General features: G+C 64.0%; 13 protein-coding genes. 12 read left to right on the top strand and 1 reads right to left on the bottom strand.

Annotated elements, in window-relative coordinates:
• The first annotated feature begins 258 nt into the window (after positions 1-258).
• From HY019_RS03410 to HY019_RS03380, 7 genes are all read left to right on the top strand, one after another.
• On the top strand, positions 259-2,562 hold the full coding sequence (locus HY019_RS03410) for a hypothetical protein (protein WP_290688351.1): 2,304 nt from the start codon (positions 259-261) through the stop codon (positions 2,560-2,562).
• A gap of 137 nt (positions 2,563-2,699) precedes the next feature.
• The gene (locus tag HY019_RS03405) at positions 2,700-3,143 is read left to right on the top strand and encodes a copper chaperone PCu(A)C (protein ID WP_290688349.1); all 444 of its coding nucleotides are present in this window, start codon (positions 2,700-2,702) and stop codon (positions 3,141-3,143) included.
• 67 nt (positions 3,144-3,210) lie between these two features.
• Positions 3,211-4,074: a peptidylprolyl isomerase gene (locus tag HY019_RS03400; protein ID WP_290688348.1), complete on the top strand. Its 864-nt coding sequence runs from the start codon at positions 3,211-3,213 to the stop codon at positions 4,072-4,074.
• Positions 4,071-5,033, top strand: coding sequence for a HupE/UreJ family protein (locus tag HY019_RS03395; RefSeq protein ID WP_290688347.1), 963 nt, complete (start codon positions 4,071-4,073; stop codon positions 5,031-5,033). The genes HY019_RS03400 and HY019_RS03395 overlap by 4 nt, the downstream gene beginning before the upstream one ends.
• 24 nt (positions 5,034-5,057) lie before the next feature.
• Complete coding sequence (locus HY019_RS03390; protein ID WP_290688346.1) at positions 5,058-5,681, top strand: TIGR02466 family protein; 624 nt, start codon at positions 5,058-5,060, stop codon at positions 5,679-5,681.
• An 8-nt stretch (positions 5,682-5,689) separates the two neighbouring features.
• On the top strand, positions 5,690-8,317 hold the full coding sequence (locus HY019_RS03385; protein ID WP_290688344.1) for a fused MFS/spermidine synthase: 2,628 nt from the start codon (positions 5,690-5,692) through the stop codon (positions 8,315-8,317).
• Positions 8,318-8,386: 69 nt separating this feature from the next.
• Positions 8,387-10,450: a TonB-dependent receptor gene (locus HY019_RS03380; RefSeq protein ID WP_290688342.1), complete on the top strand. Its 2,064-nt coding sequence runs from the start codon at positions 8,387-8,389 to the stop codon at positions 10,448-10,450.
• Positions 10,451-11,257: 807 nt separating this feature from the next.
• On the opposite strand, the gene HY019_RS03375 is transcribed toward HY019_RS03380, so the two are convergent.
• The gene (locus tag HY019_RS03375; protein ID WP_290688340.1) at positions 11,258-12,457 is read right to left on the bottom strand and encodes an amino acid aminotransferase; all 1,200 of its coding nucleotides are present in this window, start codon (positions 12,455-12,457) and stop codon (positions 11,258-11,260) included.
• Between the two features lie 151 nt (positions 12,458-12,608).
• Here HY019_RS03375 and uvrB point away from each other — a divergent pair, with 151 nt between their 5' ends.
• The 5 genes from uvrB (at position 12,609) to HY019_RS03350 (ending at position 17,937) form a co-directional block, all read left to right on the top strand.
• Positions 12,609-14,759, top strand: coding sequence for an excinuclease ABC subunit UvrB (gene uvrB, locus HY019_RS03370; protein ID WP_290688338.1), 2,151 nt, complete (start codon positions 12,609-12,611; stop codon positions 14,757-14,759).
• A gap of 128 nt (positions 14,760-14,887) precedes the next feature.
• Complete coding sequence (locus HY019_RS03365; protein WP_290688337.1) at positions 14,888-15,145, top strand: hypothetical protein; 258 nt, start codon at positions 14,888-14,890, stop codon at positions 15,143-15,145.
• A 66-nt stretch (positions 15,146-15,211) separates the two neighbouring features.
• Complete coding sequence (locus HY019_RS03360) at positions 15,212-15,775, top strand: low molecular weight protein-tyrosine-phosphatase (protein ID WP_290688335.1); 564 nt, start codon at positions 15,212-15,214, stop codon at positions 15,773-15,775.
• 262 nt (positions 15,776-16,037) lie between these two features.
• On the top strand, positions 16,038-16,571 hold the full coding sequence (gene iscR / locus HY019_RS03355) for a Fe-S cluster assembly transcriptional regulator IscR (RefSeq protein ID WP_290688333.1): 534 nt from the start codon (positions 16,038-16,040) through the stop codon (positions 16,569-16,571).
• A gap of 145 nt (positions 16,572-16,716) precedes the next feature.
• Entirely contained in the window at positions 16,717-17,937 is a 1,221-nt protein-coding gene (locus HY019_RS03350; protein WP_290688332.1) for an IscS subfamily cysteine desulfurase, read from the top strand.
• Positions 17,938-18,062 lie beyond the last annotated feature (125 nt).

Genomic DNA, 18,062 nt, shown 5'->3' with positions numbered 1-18,062 from the left:
CTAGGTAGGCACAACGACAAACGTATGACCGTGGTCTCACGAGCGCTAGGCCGTTTGCACTGGCGCCATTCGGCTATCGGGACATGTCTGCTTCTCGGTGGGCATATCGGCTCATCGATGGCCAAAGCGAGTCACGTCAGCTTCACCGTCGATCAATAAGCTGCAGCGGTGTCCGGTTCAAGTCGGATGCCCAGGCATGCATATCCGGTGCGGCATGTCGCGGGTATCGGGCCAGTTTCACATTCATTAGGAGCAGTCATGCCTTTCCGTTTCAGTCAAAACCAGATCGCCCTGGCCGTTGTGGCCGTGTTGGGTGCATCTACTTCGGTGGTCGCCCCGACCGTCGCCAACGCCGCGACCAAAGTGCCAGGCACTTACGTTGCTGGTGACTTCCACAACCACACCACTTGCTCGGATGGCGCCATCTCGATGCAGAAGCTGGTCAAGAAAGCCACTGGCAAGGACGCCGGCACCTGGGGCCTTGACTGGTTTGTTCAGGCTGGCCACGGCGGCACGGGCAACCGCAACTGCACCCTGGCTGAAGACGCTTCGCTGGGTACGCCGGCCTACCCCTATGTCTCCACCATGGGCCCCACCACCACCTGGGCCAACAGCATTGGTCAGGCAGCCATCAAGGGCGATGGCGGCTTCGGCGCCACCAGCCCCACCGGCAACATGTGGCGTTGGCAGTCGATCCAGGAGTTCCAGTACCCCCTGCTCGAGTACCTCAGCGCACTGAGCAACGTGCCTTTGTTCATGGGCATGGAGTCGGTTGTGGCCGGCCACGAGCACACCTCGATGTCCATCATCACCGGCCAGATGCCCACCAGCCTGGACACCGTCACGCTGCCAACCACGGCTGGCTACACGCCTCAGGGCAACGCCAATGCCCTGGCTCAGTGGAGCTACTGTTTTGACCGTGGTGACACCGATACCAGCCGCGGCAACTACACCGGCACGGCCAACGGCAACAACTGGAACTGCTCGGTGACCGGTAGCCTCAATGCCGCGGACGTCAGCTGGAACGCCACGGCGCAGAAGCTGATGCCCGCCAGCGGTACCGGCGTGGGCACCAAGGGCCACAACAAGACCCTCGAGGCACTGAAGTGGATGGCCGAGAACCATCCCAATGGCAGCTACTACGTGCCGGCCCACCTGGAGCGCGCTGGTCAGTTTGATCCCAATGGCAACCAGGGCTTCAACGTCGAGCATCTGCGCAACTTCAACAACACCGCCCCGAACATCGCCTTCGGTTTCGAAACACAGCCTGGCCACGGCGCGTCTGCCAACCGCGGCGAATACCAGGTCCTGCGCAACACCTTCTCCGACACGCTGAAGTACGACTCGGTGGGTGGCACGACCTACGGTGGTACCGGTGTTTACGGCGCCATGGTCGGTGGCGTGTGGGATGCCCTGCTGGGTGAAGGCCGCAACTTCTGGTTCTTTGCCAGCTCCGACTGGCACAACCGCGGCATCTTCGGCCCGGATGACCGCCGCTCGACCCAGGACTTCCAGCCCGGTGAATACCAGCGCAACTACACCATGGTGCGCAAGGGTTCGGACAAGATCCGTCCCCAGACCGTGGTGGATGGCCTGCGCTCCGGCAACAACTTCGCCTCCAGCGGCCAGTTGATCGACCGTCTGGCTCTGGTGGCCTGCTCGTCGTACGCCGGCCTGGGTGCGCGCACCAATGCCGCTGTCGAGGCTCTGGCTGTGAATGGCGCGGTCAACAACACCGACATCAGCGCCACCGGCTGCGCCACCATGGGCGAGAAACTGGTTGTGCGTCCTGGTGCCGACATCATCGTGTCGGTGGTGGTGCGTGATCCCGCTGGCACGAACAACTCGCCGTACTCGTTCCCCAACCCGTCTCTGGCACAGATCGGCGTGACTCAGCCCTTGAACATGCCTGTTCTGGACCACATCGACGTGATCCGCGGCATGGTGTCGGGCTACCGCACGCCTGGTGCAGCCGACTACTCGGGTGAGTGGCCACGCAACACCAACTGGTTGAAGACCGACGGTTCGACCGCCGATCTGTCGGTGGTGCCTGCCGCCGCCAAGAACACGACGGCTGCCTTGCTCAAGACCTTCAGCGCGGCATCCAGCACGCCCTGGACGGCCTTCACCTCCAGTGTGGACGGTACCCAGTTCCTGAAGATGACCTTCCGCATCCCGGCTGTGGCGGCTTCTCAATACGTGCGTCTGCGTGGCACCAACATGCCTGCCGCCGTGCCGTATGAGACCGACGCCAACGGCAACCCTCTGGCTGACTTCTACACGAACGCCCAGACCGCGGCCAACCTGCGCATCCCTTGCAACACGGTGGGCACCAACGTGCCGGCCAACGGCGTGAGCTGGACGGCTGCATCGGGCCTGATCGATGGTTGCCCGGCACACCTGGCGAAGGCACCTGCGGCCATCACCACCGCCAGCGGCCCTGTTGCGGCTGGCCAGAAGATGGTGTCGTACGACGTGGCTGCGTGGTCTGACCTGTGGTTCTACAGCAACCCGATCTACGTGGAAGTGTCGGGCTCCACCCTCGTGGCGGGCGTGAAGTAAACCGGCCGTCAACTGGTCTGAAGTCGGCCTGACATCAGCCTGGAATCGGCCTGATATCGGCTTGAGGCCAAGACAAGACACCGCGTGTTGTTCAACGCGGTGTCTTTTTTCATCTTGCTCAGACAGGAGATACGAACATGACCGTCATCACCACACGTCGCCACATCCTGCGTGCCGGCCTGGCGCTGGGCGCCTCATGCCTGGTCCCGCCCGCTCGTGCGTGCGAGTTCTTTGCATCCACCCTGCGTGTCACCCATCCCTGGACGCGCGTCACCCCCGCCGAGGCGCCTTTCGCCATGGTGTGCATGAAGATCGATCAGGTCACCCGAACGGATCGCCTGATCGGTGTGGTCACACCGGTGGCCACTGGCGCTGAAATTGGCGGCATCAGCACCGGGCGCTCGCTCGATCTGTTGATCGAGAAGGGCCGGGAAGTTCAACTGGTGGAAGCCGGCGTGCACCTGCGCCTGACAAGGCTGACGCAGCCTTTGCTGATCGGGCGCTCTTATCCCATGCGCCTGATCTTTGAAAAAGGCGGGGTGCTGGAGGCGGAATTGAACGTTGACTACGAAATGTCATAACTAATCCGTACGCTTCACACCCATGCACTCCAATGCTGTCAAAGCGTCATCTTGAGAAGTACCTGACATGAGCTCCACGCTGTCCGCATCCACCCCCGTTCAACCTGGTGTTTCGCCCAAGGCGACCTCTGCACCTCAATGGATCAGGGAGCCCCTGCTGCATTTCCTGGTACTGGGCGGCTTGCTGTTCGCAGGGGACCACTACCTGGTCACCCGCGCCGATGACCCGCATACGATCGTCGTGGGGGCTGATGTGGACGCCGAGGCCCGGCAGGTGTTCAAGGCTTCGCGCGGCCGCGAGCCCAATGCGCAAGAGCTGGCCGCGCTGCGCCGTGTCTGGCTGGACAACGAGGTGCTCTACCGCGAGGGCCTGGCGCTCCAGGTGGACAAGGGCGATACCGCCATCCGTGAGCGTGTGATCTTCAAGGCCTTGAGCGTGGTGGACGCCAACACCAAGCTGCCTCCCGTGACCGACAAGGTGCTGCGGGACTGGTTCGAGGCCCACCGCGCCAACTATGACGAGCCGGCCCGATACGACTTCCAGGAAGCCGTGCCGGCGGGCGAGGGCAGCGAGTCGCGCGTGCGCGCCCTGGCGGATGCCTTGAACAGCGGTGCGTCCGGTGATGGCGAAGCGGGCTTGCGCGTGTTCAAAGGCCGGCCTAAATCCAACCTGGACCAGAGCTATGGGCCCGAGTTCGCCAAGGCACTTGAGCAGGCCGGCACCGGCGAGTGGCATGCCATCAAGACCAAGGAGGGCTGGCATGCCATGCGCCTGATGGCTGTCACGCCCGCCAAGCCTGTTGCCTTCGAGGTGGTGCGACCCCTTGTGCATCAGGCCTGGACGGACGCGACCATGTCCGAGCAACGCAGCGCGGCCGTGGCGGCACTGGCCAAGAAGTACAAGATCAAGTTCGAGGAGGCCGCCAAATGAAGGGCGGGCTGAGCGCCTGGCTTCATGGTCTGCTGATGCTGAGCTGCTTGCTGCTCGGCTCGGTGGCCAGTGCCCATGAAATGAGCATGGCCGAGATGCAGGTGCGCGAGATGGCGCCAGGCGAATTCATCTGGCAGTGGACGGCCACCGAAAAGCGCGCAGCCAGCGACGACCTCGCACCAGCCTGGCCCGATGGCTGCACGGCCGAGATGAACCTGCTGCATTGCGGCAAGGACGGCATGCAGGGCACGCTGTCGGTCAATGGCGTGGGCAAGACCTACTCGGCGGCTTTGGTGAAGGTCTACTGGCTGGACGGGCAAAGCCGCGTCTATACCCTGACGGCCAGCCAGCCCACGGTCCACCTGTATGGCGCGGCCGACGACCATCGCGGCATGGGCGAGATTGCCTGGGCCTACACGATGCTGGGTGTTGAGCACATCCTGTCCGGTGTGGACCACCTCCTGTTCGTGATCGGCCTGCTGTTCCTGGTGGGCTTCAAGCGCAACTTGTTGTGGACGATCACCGCCTTCACGGCCGCACACAGCCTGACGCTGGCCTTGAGTGCCCTTGGCTGGCTGGTATTGCGCTCGCCGCCTGTCGAGGCCGCCATTGCCTTGTCGATCGTGCTGGTGGCCGGTGAGGCCTTGCACCAGCGGCAGACGCTCGCGCGCCGATGGCCGGCCCTGGTGGCCTTCCTCTTCGGCCTGGTTCACGGCCTGGGTTTTGCCGGTGCCCTGAAGGAGATCGGCTTACCCGAGAACCACATGCTGGTGGCCTTGCTGACCTTCAATGTGGGCGTCGAGATCGGCCAGTTGATGACGGTTGGCGCGGCCTGGGCCTTGTGGCGCGTGGCCTCTCGCTGGTCCCGTGTGGCACAGGCCCGCACGGCGGCGTTGTATGGCATCGGTGCGGTGGCCTCGTTCTGGGCCTGGTCACGTGCGCTGGCGATTTTTGCCTGACAGATCTCGCAAGGTAGTACCCATATGGATGAAGTTATCGGCATCTTCCCGACGCCCGTCATGCGCGCGCCCCGCACCCTGCCCAAGGGCCTGGTGGATGGGCTGGTCCAGCATTTCAGCGGCATGGCCTTGCAGGAGAACAACGCGTCGGCCAACCTGTCGCACACCCAGATGCTCAAGCCCGGCGACAGCCCATTGTTGATCGAGGCTGCGGCCCTGATTACGCCCAAGCTGGTCGACTTCGGCGCGCAACTCTTTGGTGAGCGCATGGGCTGGTCCATCAAGGAGATGTGGGTCAATGTGCTGGACCAGGGCGGGCGCCAGGCCATGCACAACCACGCCAACAGCTTCATCTCGGCGGTGGTCTACCTGACATCCACACACGATTCCTCGCGCACGGTGTTCATGAAATCGCCTGGTGGCACTGACTACTCGTTCAAGAACGACCATGCTGGTGTGGTGACCGGGCCCTTCAACGCCGAGAAGTGGATCAGCCCGGCACCGCAGCCTGGCGACCTCGTGCTGTTCCCGAGCTACCTGATGCATGCCGTGCCACCCAATGAGGGCGAGCGACGCATCACCCTGGCCCTCAATGCCATCCCGGTGCGGCTCGATTCCTGGGGCTACGCCGTTCAGTTCAGCGCGTGAAGGCCGACATGTCCTTGCCTATCGTCGCACCGGGCGTGCGTGATCACGCGCGTCACAAGGCGGCCTTGCTCCTGATGTTCGCCTCCGGCTTTGCCGGCCTGGGCTACCAGATGGTGTGGATGCAGCAATGCGCGGCATGGCTGGGCCACGAGTCGGCCGCGGTGCTGGCCGTGGTCGCCGCATTTTTCGGAGGGCTGGCGCTGGGGGCCTTGTGGCTGGGGCCGCGTATCGAGCGCAGCGGCAGGCCGGTGCACTGGTACGCGGCCTGCGAGTTGCTCATCGCCATCTGGGGCGCACTCCTGCTGTTCTTGATGTCGCCCTTCGGTGCCTGGATGCTGGCGTTGACCGGCGTGCAACCTTCTCCTGTGTGGCAATGGCTGGTGGCCTTCAGCGGCACCTTCCTGCTGCTGTTGCCCGCCACGGCGGCCATGGGCGCAACCCTGCCCGCCATGGAGCGGGTGACGGCGCAGATGCGTGTCCAGATGCACGCCGAGCAGCGCTCCATCGCGGCGCACTACGCCTGCAATACTTTCGGAGCCGTGGCCGGTGTCCTGGGCGTGACTTTCTGGTTGGTTCCTGAACTGGGCCTGGCCCGGACGGCCTCGGTGTGCGTGGTGCTCAATGTGTTGTGCGCGGGGGCGGCGCTCATTGTTCTGCCTCAACGCGCAGTGGTGCAGCCCCAGACCATGCCATTGGCCGCTCAGGTGCGAGCCCGGCGTGGCCTGCTGGCCCAACTGGCCCTGACCGGCTTGCTGGGCATCGGCTACGAGGTGCTGGTGGTGCGGGTGATCAGCCAGGTGGCCGAGGACACGGTCTACACCTTTGCGATGCTGCTGGCGGTGTACCTGCTGGGCACCGCGGCAGGCGCTGCGGCTTACCAACGCTGGCTGCTGCACGTTCGCGATCAGGCGCGCCTGGGCGATCGCCTGCTGAGTGCGCTGGCGATGGCCTGCCTGCTGGGCACAGCCAGCCTGTGGGCGTCCGATGACCTCCGCAGCCTGGTGATCACGGCGGGCGGTGGCACCATGGCCGCGGCGGTCGGTGCGGAGGCCTTGCTGGCTGCGCTGGCATTTGGCGTGCCCACCGTGGTGATGGGCGCCTTGTTCAGCCACCTCACGCATGGCGCCAGTGCCCTGGGCATCAGCTTTGGCCGGGCGATGGGCGTCAACACCTTGGCCGCGGCACTGGCCCCGCCGCTGTTTGGTGTGTTCATGACACCGCTGCTGGGCCCCAAGATGATTTTGCTGCTGATTGCCTCGGCTTACCTGCTGCTGGGCACGCGGCGGGTCTGGTCCACCCCATGGGGCTGGGTGCCGGCCGGCGGGGCGCTCACCATGGTGCTGCTGGCGCCACCGCTGACCTTTGTCGAAGTGCCGCCAGGCGGGCGCATCGTCAGCTACCAGGAAGGCGCCATGGCCGCCGTGAGTGTGGTCGAGGATGCCGAGGGCGTGGCCCGCTTGCGCATCAACAACCGCCAGCAGGAAGGCAGCTCCGCCACCCGGTTGGTCGATGCACGCCAGGCCTTGTTGCCCATTCTCTTGCACCCCGCGCCGCGCCGCGCGCTGTTCCTGGGCCTGGGGACCGGCGTGACCTCGGGCTCCGCCGCAGAGGACCCGAGCCTGCAGGTCGATGTGGTGGAGCTCTTGCCCGAAGTCATCCAGGCCTCTTCCCACTTCCGGCGTGTGTTCGACAAAGACCCTCCGGGCCCTGGCCTGCACGTCATCGCCGCAGATGCCCGGCGCTACGTGCGGGTCAGCTCCCAGGCTTACGACGTGATCGTGTCCGACAACTTCCAGCCGGCCCGCAGTGGCTCGGGTGCCTTGTACACGGTGGAACACTTCCGCTTTGTGCGAGACCGGCTGGCCGACGGCGGCGTGTTCTGCCAATGGCTGCCTTTGCATCAACTGGACCTGGACACACTGCGCAGCATCGTGAAGTCCTTCATGACGGTCTATCCCGGTGGCTTGGCGATCCTGGCGAGCAACAGCCTGGAGACACCGGTGATCGGGCTCATTGGCCGTGCGGATGGCGGGCACTTCGATCCGGTGCGCTTGCGCCAGCGTCTGGCCAGCACCGCCATGCGGACGCCGCCATCTGCCTTTGGCATCGAGGATGAATGGGCCTTGCTGGGCAGCATGGTGGCGGGGCCGCAGGCCCTGGCGCGCTTCGCCGAGCCCGCGCAGGCCAACACGGATGATCGCCCCACGGTGGCCTATCTGGCGCCGCGCATCACCTATGCGCCCGATTCGCAGCCCAGAGACCGGCTGATGGCGCTTCTGAGCGAGTTGTCGGTCAGGCCTGCAGAGGTGGTCGGGCCCGCCGTTGACCCCGCATGGGCCCAGCGTCTGACGGCTTACTGGGCATCGCGTGCCCGCTTCATCGAGATCGGTGTGGGCGTGCGCCCGACGGGCCGTGTGCAGGACATGCTGGCCCAAGTGCGTGAGCCGCTGCTGTCGGTGCTGCGTACCAGCCCCGACTTCAGGCCCGCGTATGACCCCCTGGTGCGCATGGCCGGTGCGCTGGCCGACAGCGATGCACAGGCCGCCCGCGCCTTGCTGATGGCCTTGACACGCCTTCAACCATCCAGGCCTGAAGCCGGCCAGATGCTGCACCAACTGGCCGACAGCCGGCCTTGATGCCCAACCCTTGAAGCCCGATCTCAAGGCACCGCCTGAGTCAACAGCAAGCAGTACAAGGATACTTCCATGCAGCCGCCTTTCATGCGCACCGCCTTGGCCAGCACCATCGCCCTGGCATCCCAACTCAGCCTGGCCCAAGTCGCGGCGCTGCCTTCGGTGACCATCACCGGCAACTACGACAACGCCATCGGCACATCGGATGCCGCCAGCGAAGGCGTCGTCACCTCCAAGCTGCTGGCCAGTCGGCCCACCCTGCGGCCGGCCGAGGTGCTGGAGTTCGTGCCCGGTGTGATCGTGTCGCAGCACAGCGGCGACGGCAAAGCCAACCAGTACTACCTGCGTGGCTTCAATCTCGACCACGGAACCGACTTCGCCACCAGCGTGGATGGCATGCCCGTGAACATGCCCACGCACGCACACGGCCAGGGCTACAGCGATCTCAACTGGTTGATCCCCGAACTGGTCGACCGCATCAGCTACCGCAAGGGCCCTTATTACGCCAGCGAGGGCGACTTCTCCTCGGCAGGTGCGGCCCACATCAACTTGTTCAATGGCCTGCCGCGCGGCCTGGCCTCCATCACGGCGGGCGAGAACGGCTATGCGCGCGCGCTGGTGGCCAACTCGACCCCATTGACCACGGGCAAGCTCTTGTACGCCGTCGAGGCTGCTCACAACGATGGCCCTTGGGACAAGCCCGAGAACTTCCGGCGCGCCAATGGCGTCTTGCGCTACAGCTTTGGCGAGGGCGACACGCGCTCGACGCTCACCGGCATGGCCTACACCGCCAGGTGGCGATCCACCGACCAGGTGCCGCAGCGCGCTGTCAACAGCGGCCAGATTGGCCGGTTTGCTGCCATCGATGCCAGTGACCACGGTGACACGTCGCGCTTCAGCCTTTCATACGATCTGCTGCACGCGCTGGATGACGGCGAGTTCAAGCTCAATGCCTACGCCATCCAGTCCAGCCTGGATCTGTTCTCGAACTTCACCTACTTCCTGGATGACCCCGTACATGGTGACCAGTTCGAGCAATCCGAAGGCCGGCAGGTCTACGGGCTGACCACCAGCCGCAGCTGGCAGACCACGCTGGCCGGGCGCGACAGCACGAACACGCTGGGCCTGCAACTGCGCCACGACCGCCTCAGCCCGGTCGGTTTGTACGCTGCTGAGAATGGCGAGCGCCTGAGCACCACACAGGAAAGCCGCGTCAAGGAAACCAGCGTGGGCCTCTACGCCAGCAATGACACGAAATGGCTGCCTTGGTTGCGCAGCGTGGCCGGCATCCGTACGGACCAATACCATGTCGACGTCAGCAGCTCGATCGCAGGCAACAGCGGCAAGCAATCTGCCCTGATCAACAGCCCCAAGCTCTCCCTCATCTTCGGGCCATGGGACAAGACCGAGTACTTCTTCAGCTATGGCTACGGCTTTCACAGCAACGACGCGCGCGGCGTGACGTCCACGGTCAGCCCCAAGCAGGGCACGGCCATCGAGCCCTCGCCGGCCCTGGTGCGAACCAAAGGCGCCGAGCTGGGCCTTCGCACGGAGATCGTGCCCGGGCTGCAATCCTCGCTGTCCTTGTGGCAACTGACACTGGGCTCCGAGCTGGTGTTCTCGGGTGATGCTGGCGACACCGAAGCCAGCGGTGCCAGCAAGCGCCATGGCATCGAGCTCAACAACCACTACGTGGCCAACACCTGGTTGTTGCTGGACGCGGACCTCGCGTTCTCCCAATCGCGCTTCAAGCAAGAGCAAGGCGAAGCGCCCAACGCGGGCCGCTACGTGCCTGGTTCCGTGCGAACCGTCGCCTCGCTGGGTGCGACGGTCACGGGTTATGGCCTTTGGTTCGGCCAGTTCCAGGTCCGCTACTTTGGCCCCCGCCCCCTGATCGAGGATAACAGCCAGCGTTCGCAAGGCACGACCCTGGCGTATGCGCGTGTGGGCTACAAGGTCTCACCCGATGTGAAGCTGTCATTGGATGTCTTCAACCTGTTTGACCGCAAGGCCAGCGACATCGACTACTACTACGCCTCGCGCCTGCAAGGTGAGCCTGCGCAAGGCGTGAACGACCTGCACTCACACCCGGCTGAGCCTCGAACGGTGCGGGTGACGCTGAATGTGAGCTTCTGACGTGGCAGCGCGGGGCGCGGCTGAGGTGGCATGCGTCCGGGCTTCAATGTTGACGGTCCTGCTTTGCAAGCAGGACTGCTCTACGGTGCTCGCTTGGATCAGGTGGCTGCGCAACTCGGCCTGCGGCCTCAAACATGCTCGCCATCCCCTTGTCTGCCGACAAGGGGCAAACCTGAACCTCCCTGCGCGCCTTCGACGCCAACAAGGCGCCCAGCCGCACGCTACCTCAACCTTTGATCGCCCCGCTTGAGTATCGCCGCGGTTGCTGGCGCGGCGAAGGGAAGGCGCGGCAGCAACAGCAACAGCAACAGCAACAGCAACAGCAGGATGTTGTTGCGCGAAGCCTGAAAACTGCGCTCCGCCAGGACATAGGCCTGTGCATGTCACGAGCGAGGCGGAAAAGGGCTGAGCCGGCATCTGGCAGGGCGCCTTGTTGGTGCTGAGAAGCGCAGTGGCAAGGTGGGCGCGCGCAGCGCGCTTCGTGCTCAAGCTCGCCGGGGTTGTTCGAGCGTAAGGGCCAAGGGCCCTGCAGCGAGTTCCCCGGTGCCACCTTGACACGAGCATCGCAAGGCAGCCCCGCACAGCGGGGCCACCAACATGAAGCCCGGCCAGATACCGGCTCAGCCCCCGCCTCGCGCTCCAACGACAAAGCGCCCATCACCCCCGCAGCGCCTGACGCCATTCACAGCATGCGCAGAAGACGCACACAAGCGCATGCAAAAAGAGCACGCAAATAAAAAGCCCCTCGTGAGAGGGGCTTGCACAGGCTTGATCTGACGCGCCCTTTGGCGCATCAGCAGCACCGCCTTACATCACCGCCTTGATGGCCGCAGCCACAGCCTTGATGTTGCCGGTGTTCAGCGCAGCCACGCAGATACGACCAGAGTCCACACCATAGATGCCGAACTCCGAACGCAGACGCTGCATTTGCGTCGCGTTCAAGCCCGAGTAGCTGAACATGCCCTTCTGGCGAGTGATGTAGCTCAGGTCGCCTTGCACGCCAGCAGCTGTCAACTCATTGACCAGCGCCGTGCGCATCAGCTTGATGCGGTCGCGCATCTCGGCCAGCTCGTCTTCCCACATCTTGCGCAGCTCGGGCGTGGTCAGCACGGTGGCCACCACTTGCGCGCCGTGCGTCGGCGGGTTGGAGTAGTTGGTGCGGATCACGCGCTTGAGCTGGCTCAGCACGCGGCCGGACTCTTCGGCCGATTCGCTCACGATGCTCAGGGCGCCCACGCGCTCACCGTACAGCGAGAAGCTCTTGGAGAACGAGGTCGACACGAAGTAGCTCAGGCCCGCATCCAGGAACTTGATGACCACGGCGCCGTCTTCAGCGATGCCGTTGCCAAAGCCTTGGTAGGCCATGTCCAGGAAAGGCACCAGGCCACCGGCCTTGATCACGGCGATGACTTCGCTCCACTGGGCGTCCGTCAGGTCGTAACCGGTCGGGTTGTGGCAGCAGGCGTGCAGCAGCACGATGGTGCCGGCCTTGGAGGCCTTCAACTTGGCGATCATGCCGTCGAAGTTGATGCCGCGGTTGGCTGCGTCGTAATAGGGGTAGACGTCCACGGGGAAGCCGGCGGCCTCGAACAGGGCGCGGTGGTTTTCCCAGCTCGGGTCCGAGATCAGGACTTGCGCATCCGGGTTCAGGCGCTTGAGGAAGTCGGCACCCAGCTTCAAACCGCCCGTGCCGCCGATGGCCTGCGCCGTGGCGATGCGGCCCGCCTTCACGGCAGCGTGCTCGGCACCAAACACCAGGCCTTGCACGGCCTTGTCATAGGCCACGATGCCGTCGATGGGCAGGTAGCCGCGGGCCTTGGGCGCCTCGGACATCTGCTTTTCAGCAGCGGCCACGCACTTCAGCAGGGGCAGCTTGCCCTTGTCATCGGTGTACACGCCCACGCCCAGGTTGACCTTGTTGGGGTTGGGGTCGGCATTGAATTGTTCGTTGAGGCCCAGGATGGGATCCCGGGGGGCCATTTCAACGGAAGCGAACAGCGAGGCCATGCAAGCAGTCTCCGGTCAGGTGTTAGAGCTGAAAAAGGGATAAGCTGGAAAATTCGACAGCGCGAATTCGTCAAAAAAGCGGTCAACAGGCACAGCCTGGATCACATTGCGAAATCGGGCAAACCCTTTATTTTATCGAACTGTGACGCGGATGTCTGAGCCGATTGATCTTCTTGCTGCCAAAGACTCGTCAGAAAACGAGGGTTCGGCGTCTGCGGCCGCCGAAAACGCGGGCCAGTTCATCACTTATCCAGGCTCGCCGTTCGAGCTCTTCCAGCCCTATCCGCCCGCGGGCGACCAGCCTACCGCCATTGCGCAGTTGTGTGAAGGCATCGAAGACGGCCTGTCCTACCAGACGCTGCTGGGGGTGACCGGCTCGGGCAAGACCTTCACCATGGCTAATGTGATCGCCCGCATGGGGCGCCCGGCCATCGTGTTTGCGCCCAACAAGACGCTGGCGGCCCAGCTCTACGCCGAATTCCGCGAGTTTTTCCCCCACAACGCGGTCGAGTATTTCGTCAGCTACTACGACTACTATCAGCCCGAGGCCTACGTCCCGCAGCGCGACCTCTTCATCGAGAAAGACAGCGCCATCAACGAGGCCATCGAGCAGATGCGGCTCTCCGCCACCAAGAGCCTGCTGGAGCGCCGTGACGTGGTCATCGTGGCCACCGTCTCGGCCATCTACGGTATCGGCAAGCCCGATGACTACATGCAGATGGTGCTGCTGGCCCGCGTGGGCGACAAGATGGGCCAGCGCGACGTGATCGCCCAGCTCATCCGCATGCAATACAAGCGCAACGACATGGAGTTCGGGCGCGGCACCTTCCGCGTGCGCGGCGACACCATCGACGTGTTCCCCGCCGAACACAGCGAGCTGGCCGTGCGCCTGGAGTTGTTCGATGACGAGATCGACAGCATCCAACTGTTCGACCCGCTCACTGGCCGTATCCGCCAGAAAATCCCGCGCTTCACCATCTACCCCAGCAGCCATTACGTGACCCCGCGCGAGCGCGTGCTGGTGGCCATCGAGGCCATCAAGCAGGAGCTCAATGAGCGTGTGAAGCAACTGGTGGCCGATGGCAAGCTGGTGGAAGCCCAGCGCGTGGAGCAACGCACCCGCTTTGACCTGGAGATGCTCCAGGAAGTCGGCCACTGCAAGGGCATCGAGAACTACACCCGCCACCTGTCAGGCGCCAAGCCTGGTGACCCGCCCCCCACGCTGGTGGACTACATGCCGGCCGACTCCCTCATGTTCCTCGACGAGAGCCACGTGATGATCGGCCAGCTCAACGCCATGTACAACGGCGACCGCGCCCGCAAGACCACGCTCGTGGAGTATGGTTTTCGCCTGCCTTCTGCGCTGGATAACCGCCCGCTCAAGTTCGAGGAGTTCGAGCGCAAGATGCGCCAGTGCGTGTTCGTGTCGGCCACGCCGGCCGCCTACGAGCAGCAGCACGCCGGCCAGGTGGTCGAGCAGGTGGTGCGCCCCACCGGCCTGATCGACCCGGTTGTGGAAGTGCGCCCCGCCACCCACCAGGTTGACGACGTGCTGCAGGAAATCCGCATCCGCGTCGAGATCAACGAGCGTGTGCTGATCACCACCCTGACCAAGCGCATGGCCGAGCAGCTCACCGACTACCTCACCGAGAACGGCGTCAAGGTGCGCTACCTGCACTCCGACATCGACACGGTCGAGCGCGTCGAGATCCTGCGCGACCTGCGCCTGGGCACCTTCGATGTGCTGGTGGGCATCAACCTGCTGCGTGAAGGCCTGGACATCCCCGAGGTCTCGCTGGTGGCCATCCTGGATGCCGACAAGGAAGGCTTCCTGCGTGCCGAGCGCAGCCTGATCCAGACCATTGGCCGTGCGGCCCGCAACCAGAACGGCCACGCCATCCTGTATGCCGACAAGATCACCGAGTCCATGCGCAAGGCCATGGCCGAGACCGAGCGGCGACGCAACAAGCAGATCGCGCACAACGAAGCCCATGGCATCACCCCGCGCACCATCAACAAGAAGGTCAAGGAGCTGATCGACGGCGTCATGTCCAACGCGGCCAAGGATGACCTGCGTGCCGCCGAGGCCCTGGTCAAGTCCATGGAAGGCAGCGAGGGCCTGTCCGAGCGGGACCTGAGCAAGCGCATGAAGCAGCTCGAAAAGGAGATGCTGGAGTCGGCCCGCAACCTGGAGTTCGAGAAGGCCGCACGGCTGCGCGACCAGCTGGCCCTGCTCAAGGAGCAGGCTTTCGGCGCCGTGGTGCACGACCACGTGGTGCCCATCCAGGCCGGGCGCAAATAAGGCCGGTTTTGTCCAGGGTCAAGCGCGGGGGCTGTTCAGCCTTCCTGCGCCGGCGCACAATTCCAAGGCATCAGGCCAGCGCCTGACCATCGTTTCTTCTGCATCGTTTTTGGCAAGAGGAGTGCGTCATGGACAAGAAGCTTCACCGCCTTGAGACCTTTCGCGTGCAGGACATGCACGGCGCTACCTACAAGGTCCACGCCTACGAACACCTGACCCGGGTCGACAACCTGCTGGACATGCAGACCCTGTGGGAGCCCACCGGCGAGGTGGAATACAAACTCGCAACGGGTGAACACCTGGACATGGACGAAGATGGCACCATGCATGTGGCTGGATCCAGCATGCCTTTGCAGCGCCTGTCACCATCTGCCCACGCCATGTGACTTGTGACCTTGGGTTTGCCATGAACCGCCAAGACAATAGAGGTCTTAGCGGCATATAAGTCTTGCATGGCATTTTTTGCATCGTCTCTGTTCAAGTCGGCTGACCCGACGCCAGGCCCGCGCGCCCGCGTGCTCATGGTCTGCATGGGCAACATCTGCCGCAGCCCGACGGCCGAGGCCGTCCTGCGGCGCAAGCTGGAGGCCGCAGGGCTGGCGGATCTGGTCGAGGTTGATTCGGCGGGCACGCATGCGTACCACGTGGGCAGCCCGCCAGACGAGCGCGCGCAGGAAACCGCTACCCGGCGCGGCTACGAGATGAAGCACCTGCGCGCCCGCAAGGTGCAGCCGCAAGATTTCGAGCGCTTTGACTTGCTGCTGGCCATGGACTGGGACAACCTCGCCCTGCTGGAGGAAAACTGCCCCAGCGACGCCCAGACACGGCGCAAACTCAAGCGCCTGACCGAGTTCACGCCGGCCCAGTCACGCCACGCGAGCGTCCAGACGGTGCCTGATCCCTATTACGGTGGCCCGGCCGGGTTCGAGTTCGTGCTCGACCTGGTTGAAGATGCCTGCGACGGCCTGGTCGAACATTTGCGACAAGTTGTCGCGTCTGTCGCGTCCCCTCCCTGACAAATCCCAGCAATCTACTGGGGCTCGGTTGGGGGTAGGGTGCTGGCCCGCTTCTTGATAGATGAGACCTGTGGGCGTCATCGGCAAAGCATCAGGGAACACCCTTGGTTGAAGTTGACTAAATCAGTTGGGTAAGCTATAATCGACTCCGTTACTCGGGATTAAGACACCCCAGGTTCGTTGGAGATCCCGGCGCACCCCATCCAAGGCCAACCCCTGCCGCGAAGGGTGTCGCCCGAGTCCCTGACCAAGGAGAAAAGCGATGCGTCTGACTACCAAAGGCCGTTTTGCCGTGACGGCGATGATCGATCTGGCTCTGCGTGAGCACACTGGCCCCGTGGCACTGGCTGCCATCAGCCAGCGTCAGCAGATTTCCCTGTCCTACCTCGAACAGCTGTTCGGCAAATTGCGCCGTCACGAGCTGGTCGAGAGCACCCGAGGCCCTGGCGGCGGTTACTCGTTGGGCCGCAAGGCCGAGGACATCACCGTGGCCGACATCATCGTGGCCGTGGATGAACCCATCGACGCAACCGGTTGCGGCGGCAAGGAAAACTGCATGGGCGAAGACGGTGGCCGTTGCATGACGCACGACCTCTGGACCAGCCTGAACAACAAGATGATCGAGTACCTCGACTCCATCTCCCTGCGCAAACTGGTGGAAGACCAGCTCGCCAAGGGTGTGTCCGTCGAGGCCCAGCCGATCAAGCGCGCGATCTCCACCCAGCCGGTGGTCAAGCCCATCAAGGTCACGGCCCCCAACTCGGTGTTCGCACTCGGCGCAGCCCTCACGAAGTAAGGGCCACTCAGCCCGAGGGTTTGCCTACCCCGGGCGGTGTCCCCGATAATCGAAGGTTTTGCGCAGCGATCATTAATTACTTGCCAGCAGCCGCCCATCTCACCATGTGGCATGGGTCTGGCGCCAGCTTTGTTGAGTCCCCACTATGGACATGACCCCTCACTTTCCGATCTACATGGACTACGGCGCGACCACGCCGTGTGACCCCCGCGTGGTGGACGCCATGATTCCCTGGTTGCGCGAGCACTTCGGCAACCCGGCTTCGCGTACGCATGCCTACGGTTGGGAAGCCGAAGAAGCCGTTGAGAAGGCGCGCGTGCAGGTGGCCGAGCTGATCGGTGCCGACCCCCGCGAAATCGTCTGGACCTCGGGTGCCACCGAGTCCAACAACCTGGCCCTCAAGGGCGCGGCGCACTTCTACAAGACCCGCGGCAAGCACATCATCACGGTCAAGACCGAGCACAAGGCCGTGCTGGACACCGTGCGTGAACTGGAGCGCCAGGGCTTTGAAGCCACCTACCTGGACGTCAAGGACGACGGCCTGCTGGACATGGATGTGCTCAAGGCCGCCATCCGCCCTGACACCATCCTGATCTCGGTCATGTTCGTGAACAACGAAATCGGCGTGATCCAGGACATCCCCGCCATCGGCGCGCTGTGCCGTGAGAAGGGCATCATCTTCCACGTGGACGCTGCCCAGGCCACCGGCAAGGTCGAGATCGACCTGGCCACGCTGCCCGTAGACCTGTTGAGCCTGGCCTCGCACAAGACCTACGGCCCCAAGGGCATCGGCGCGCTGTATGTGCGGCGCAAGCCCCGCGTGCGCATCGAAGCACAGATGCACGGCGGTGGCCACGAGCGTGGCATGCGCTCGGGCACCTTGCCCACGCACCAGATCGTCGGCATGGGCGAAGCCTTCCGCATCGCCCGTGAAGAAATGGCCACCGAGAACGTGCGCATCAAGGCCCTGCGTGACCGCCTGCTGGCTGGCCTGCAAGGCATCGAGCAGATCTTCGTCAATGGTGACCTGGACAAGCGCGTCGCCCACAACCTGAACGTGTCGTTCAACTACGTGGAAGGCGAATCGCTGATCATGGGCATCAAGGGCATCGCCGTGTCGTCGGGCTCGGCCTGTACGTCTGCCAGCCTGGAGCCCAGCTACGTGCTGCGCGCCCTGGGCCGCAGCGATGAGCTGGCCCACAGTTCCCTGCGCATGACCATCGGCCGCTTCACCACCGAGGAAGAAGTCGATTACGTGGTCAATACCTTGAAGGACCGTGTGGCCAAGCTGCGCGAACTGTCACCGCTTTGGGACATGTACAAAGACGGCATTGACATCAGCACTATTCAATGGGCTGCACACTAGTCATGTCCGCCCCCGGTTGCAGGGTACTGCAACCACCCCCCGAGGGGGCGCGGGGCCGGACGCTTGGGGCGGCCCGGCGCTGGCCCCGCCGCCACTAACACGGTTGTGGCGACGCAATCGACGTT

It is taken from the genome of Aquabacterium sp. (assembly GCF_016195855.1).
Classification (GTDB): domain Bacteria; phylum Pseudomonadota; class Gammaproteobacteria; order Burkholderiales; family Burkholderiaceae_C; genus Aquabacterium.
This window is presented reverse-complemented; position numbering and strand designations above follow the sequence as displayed.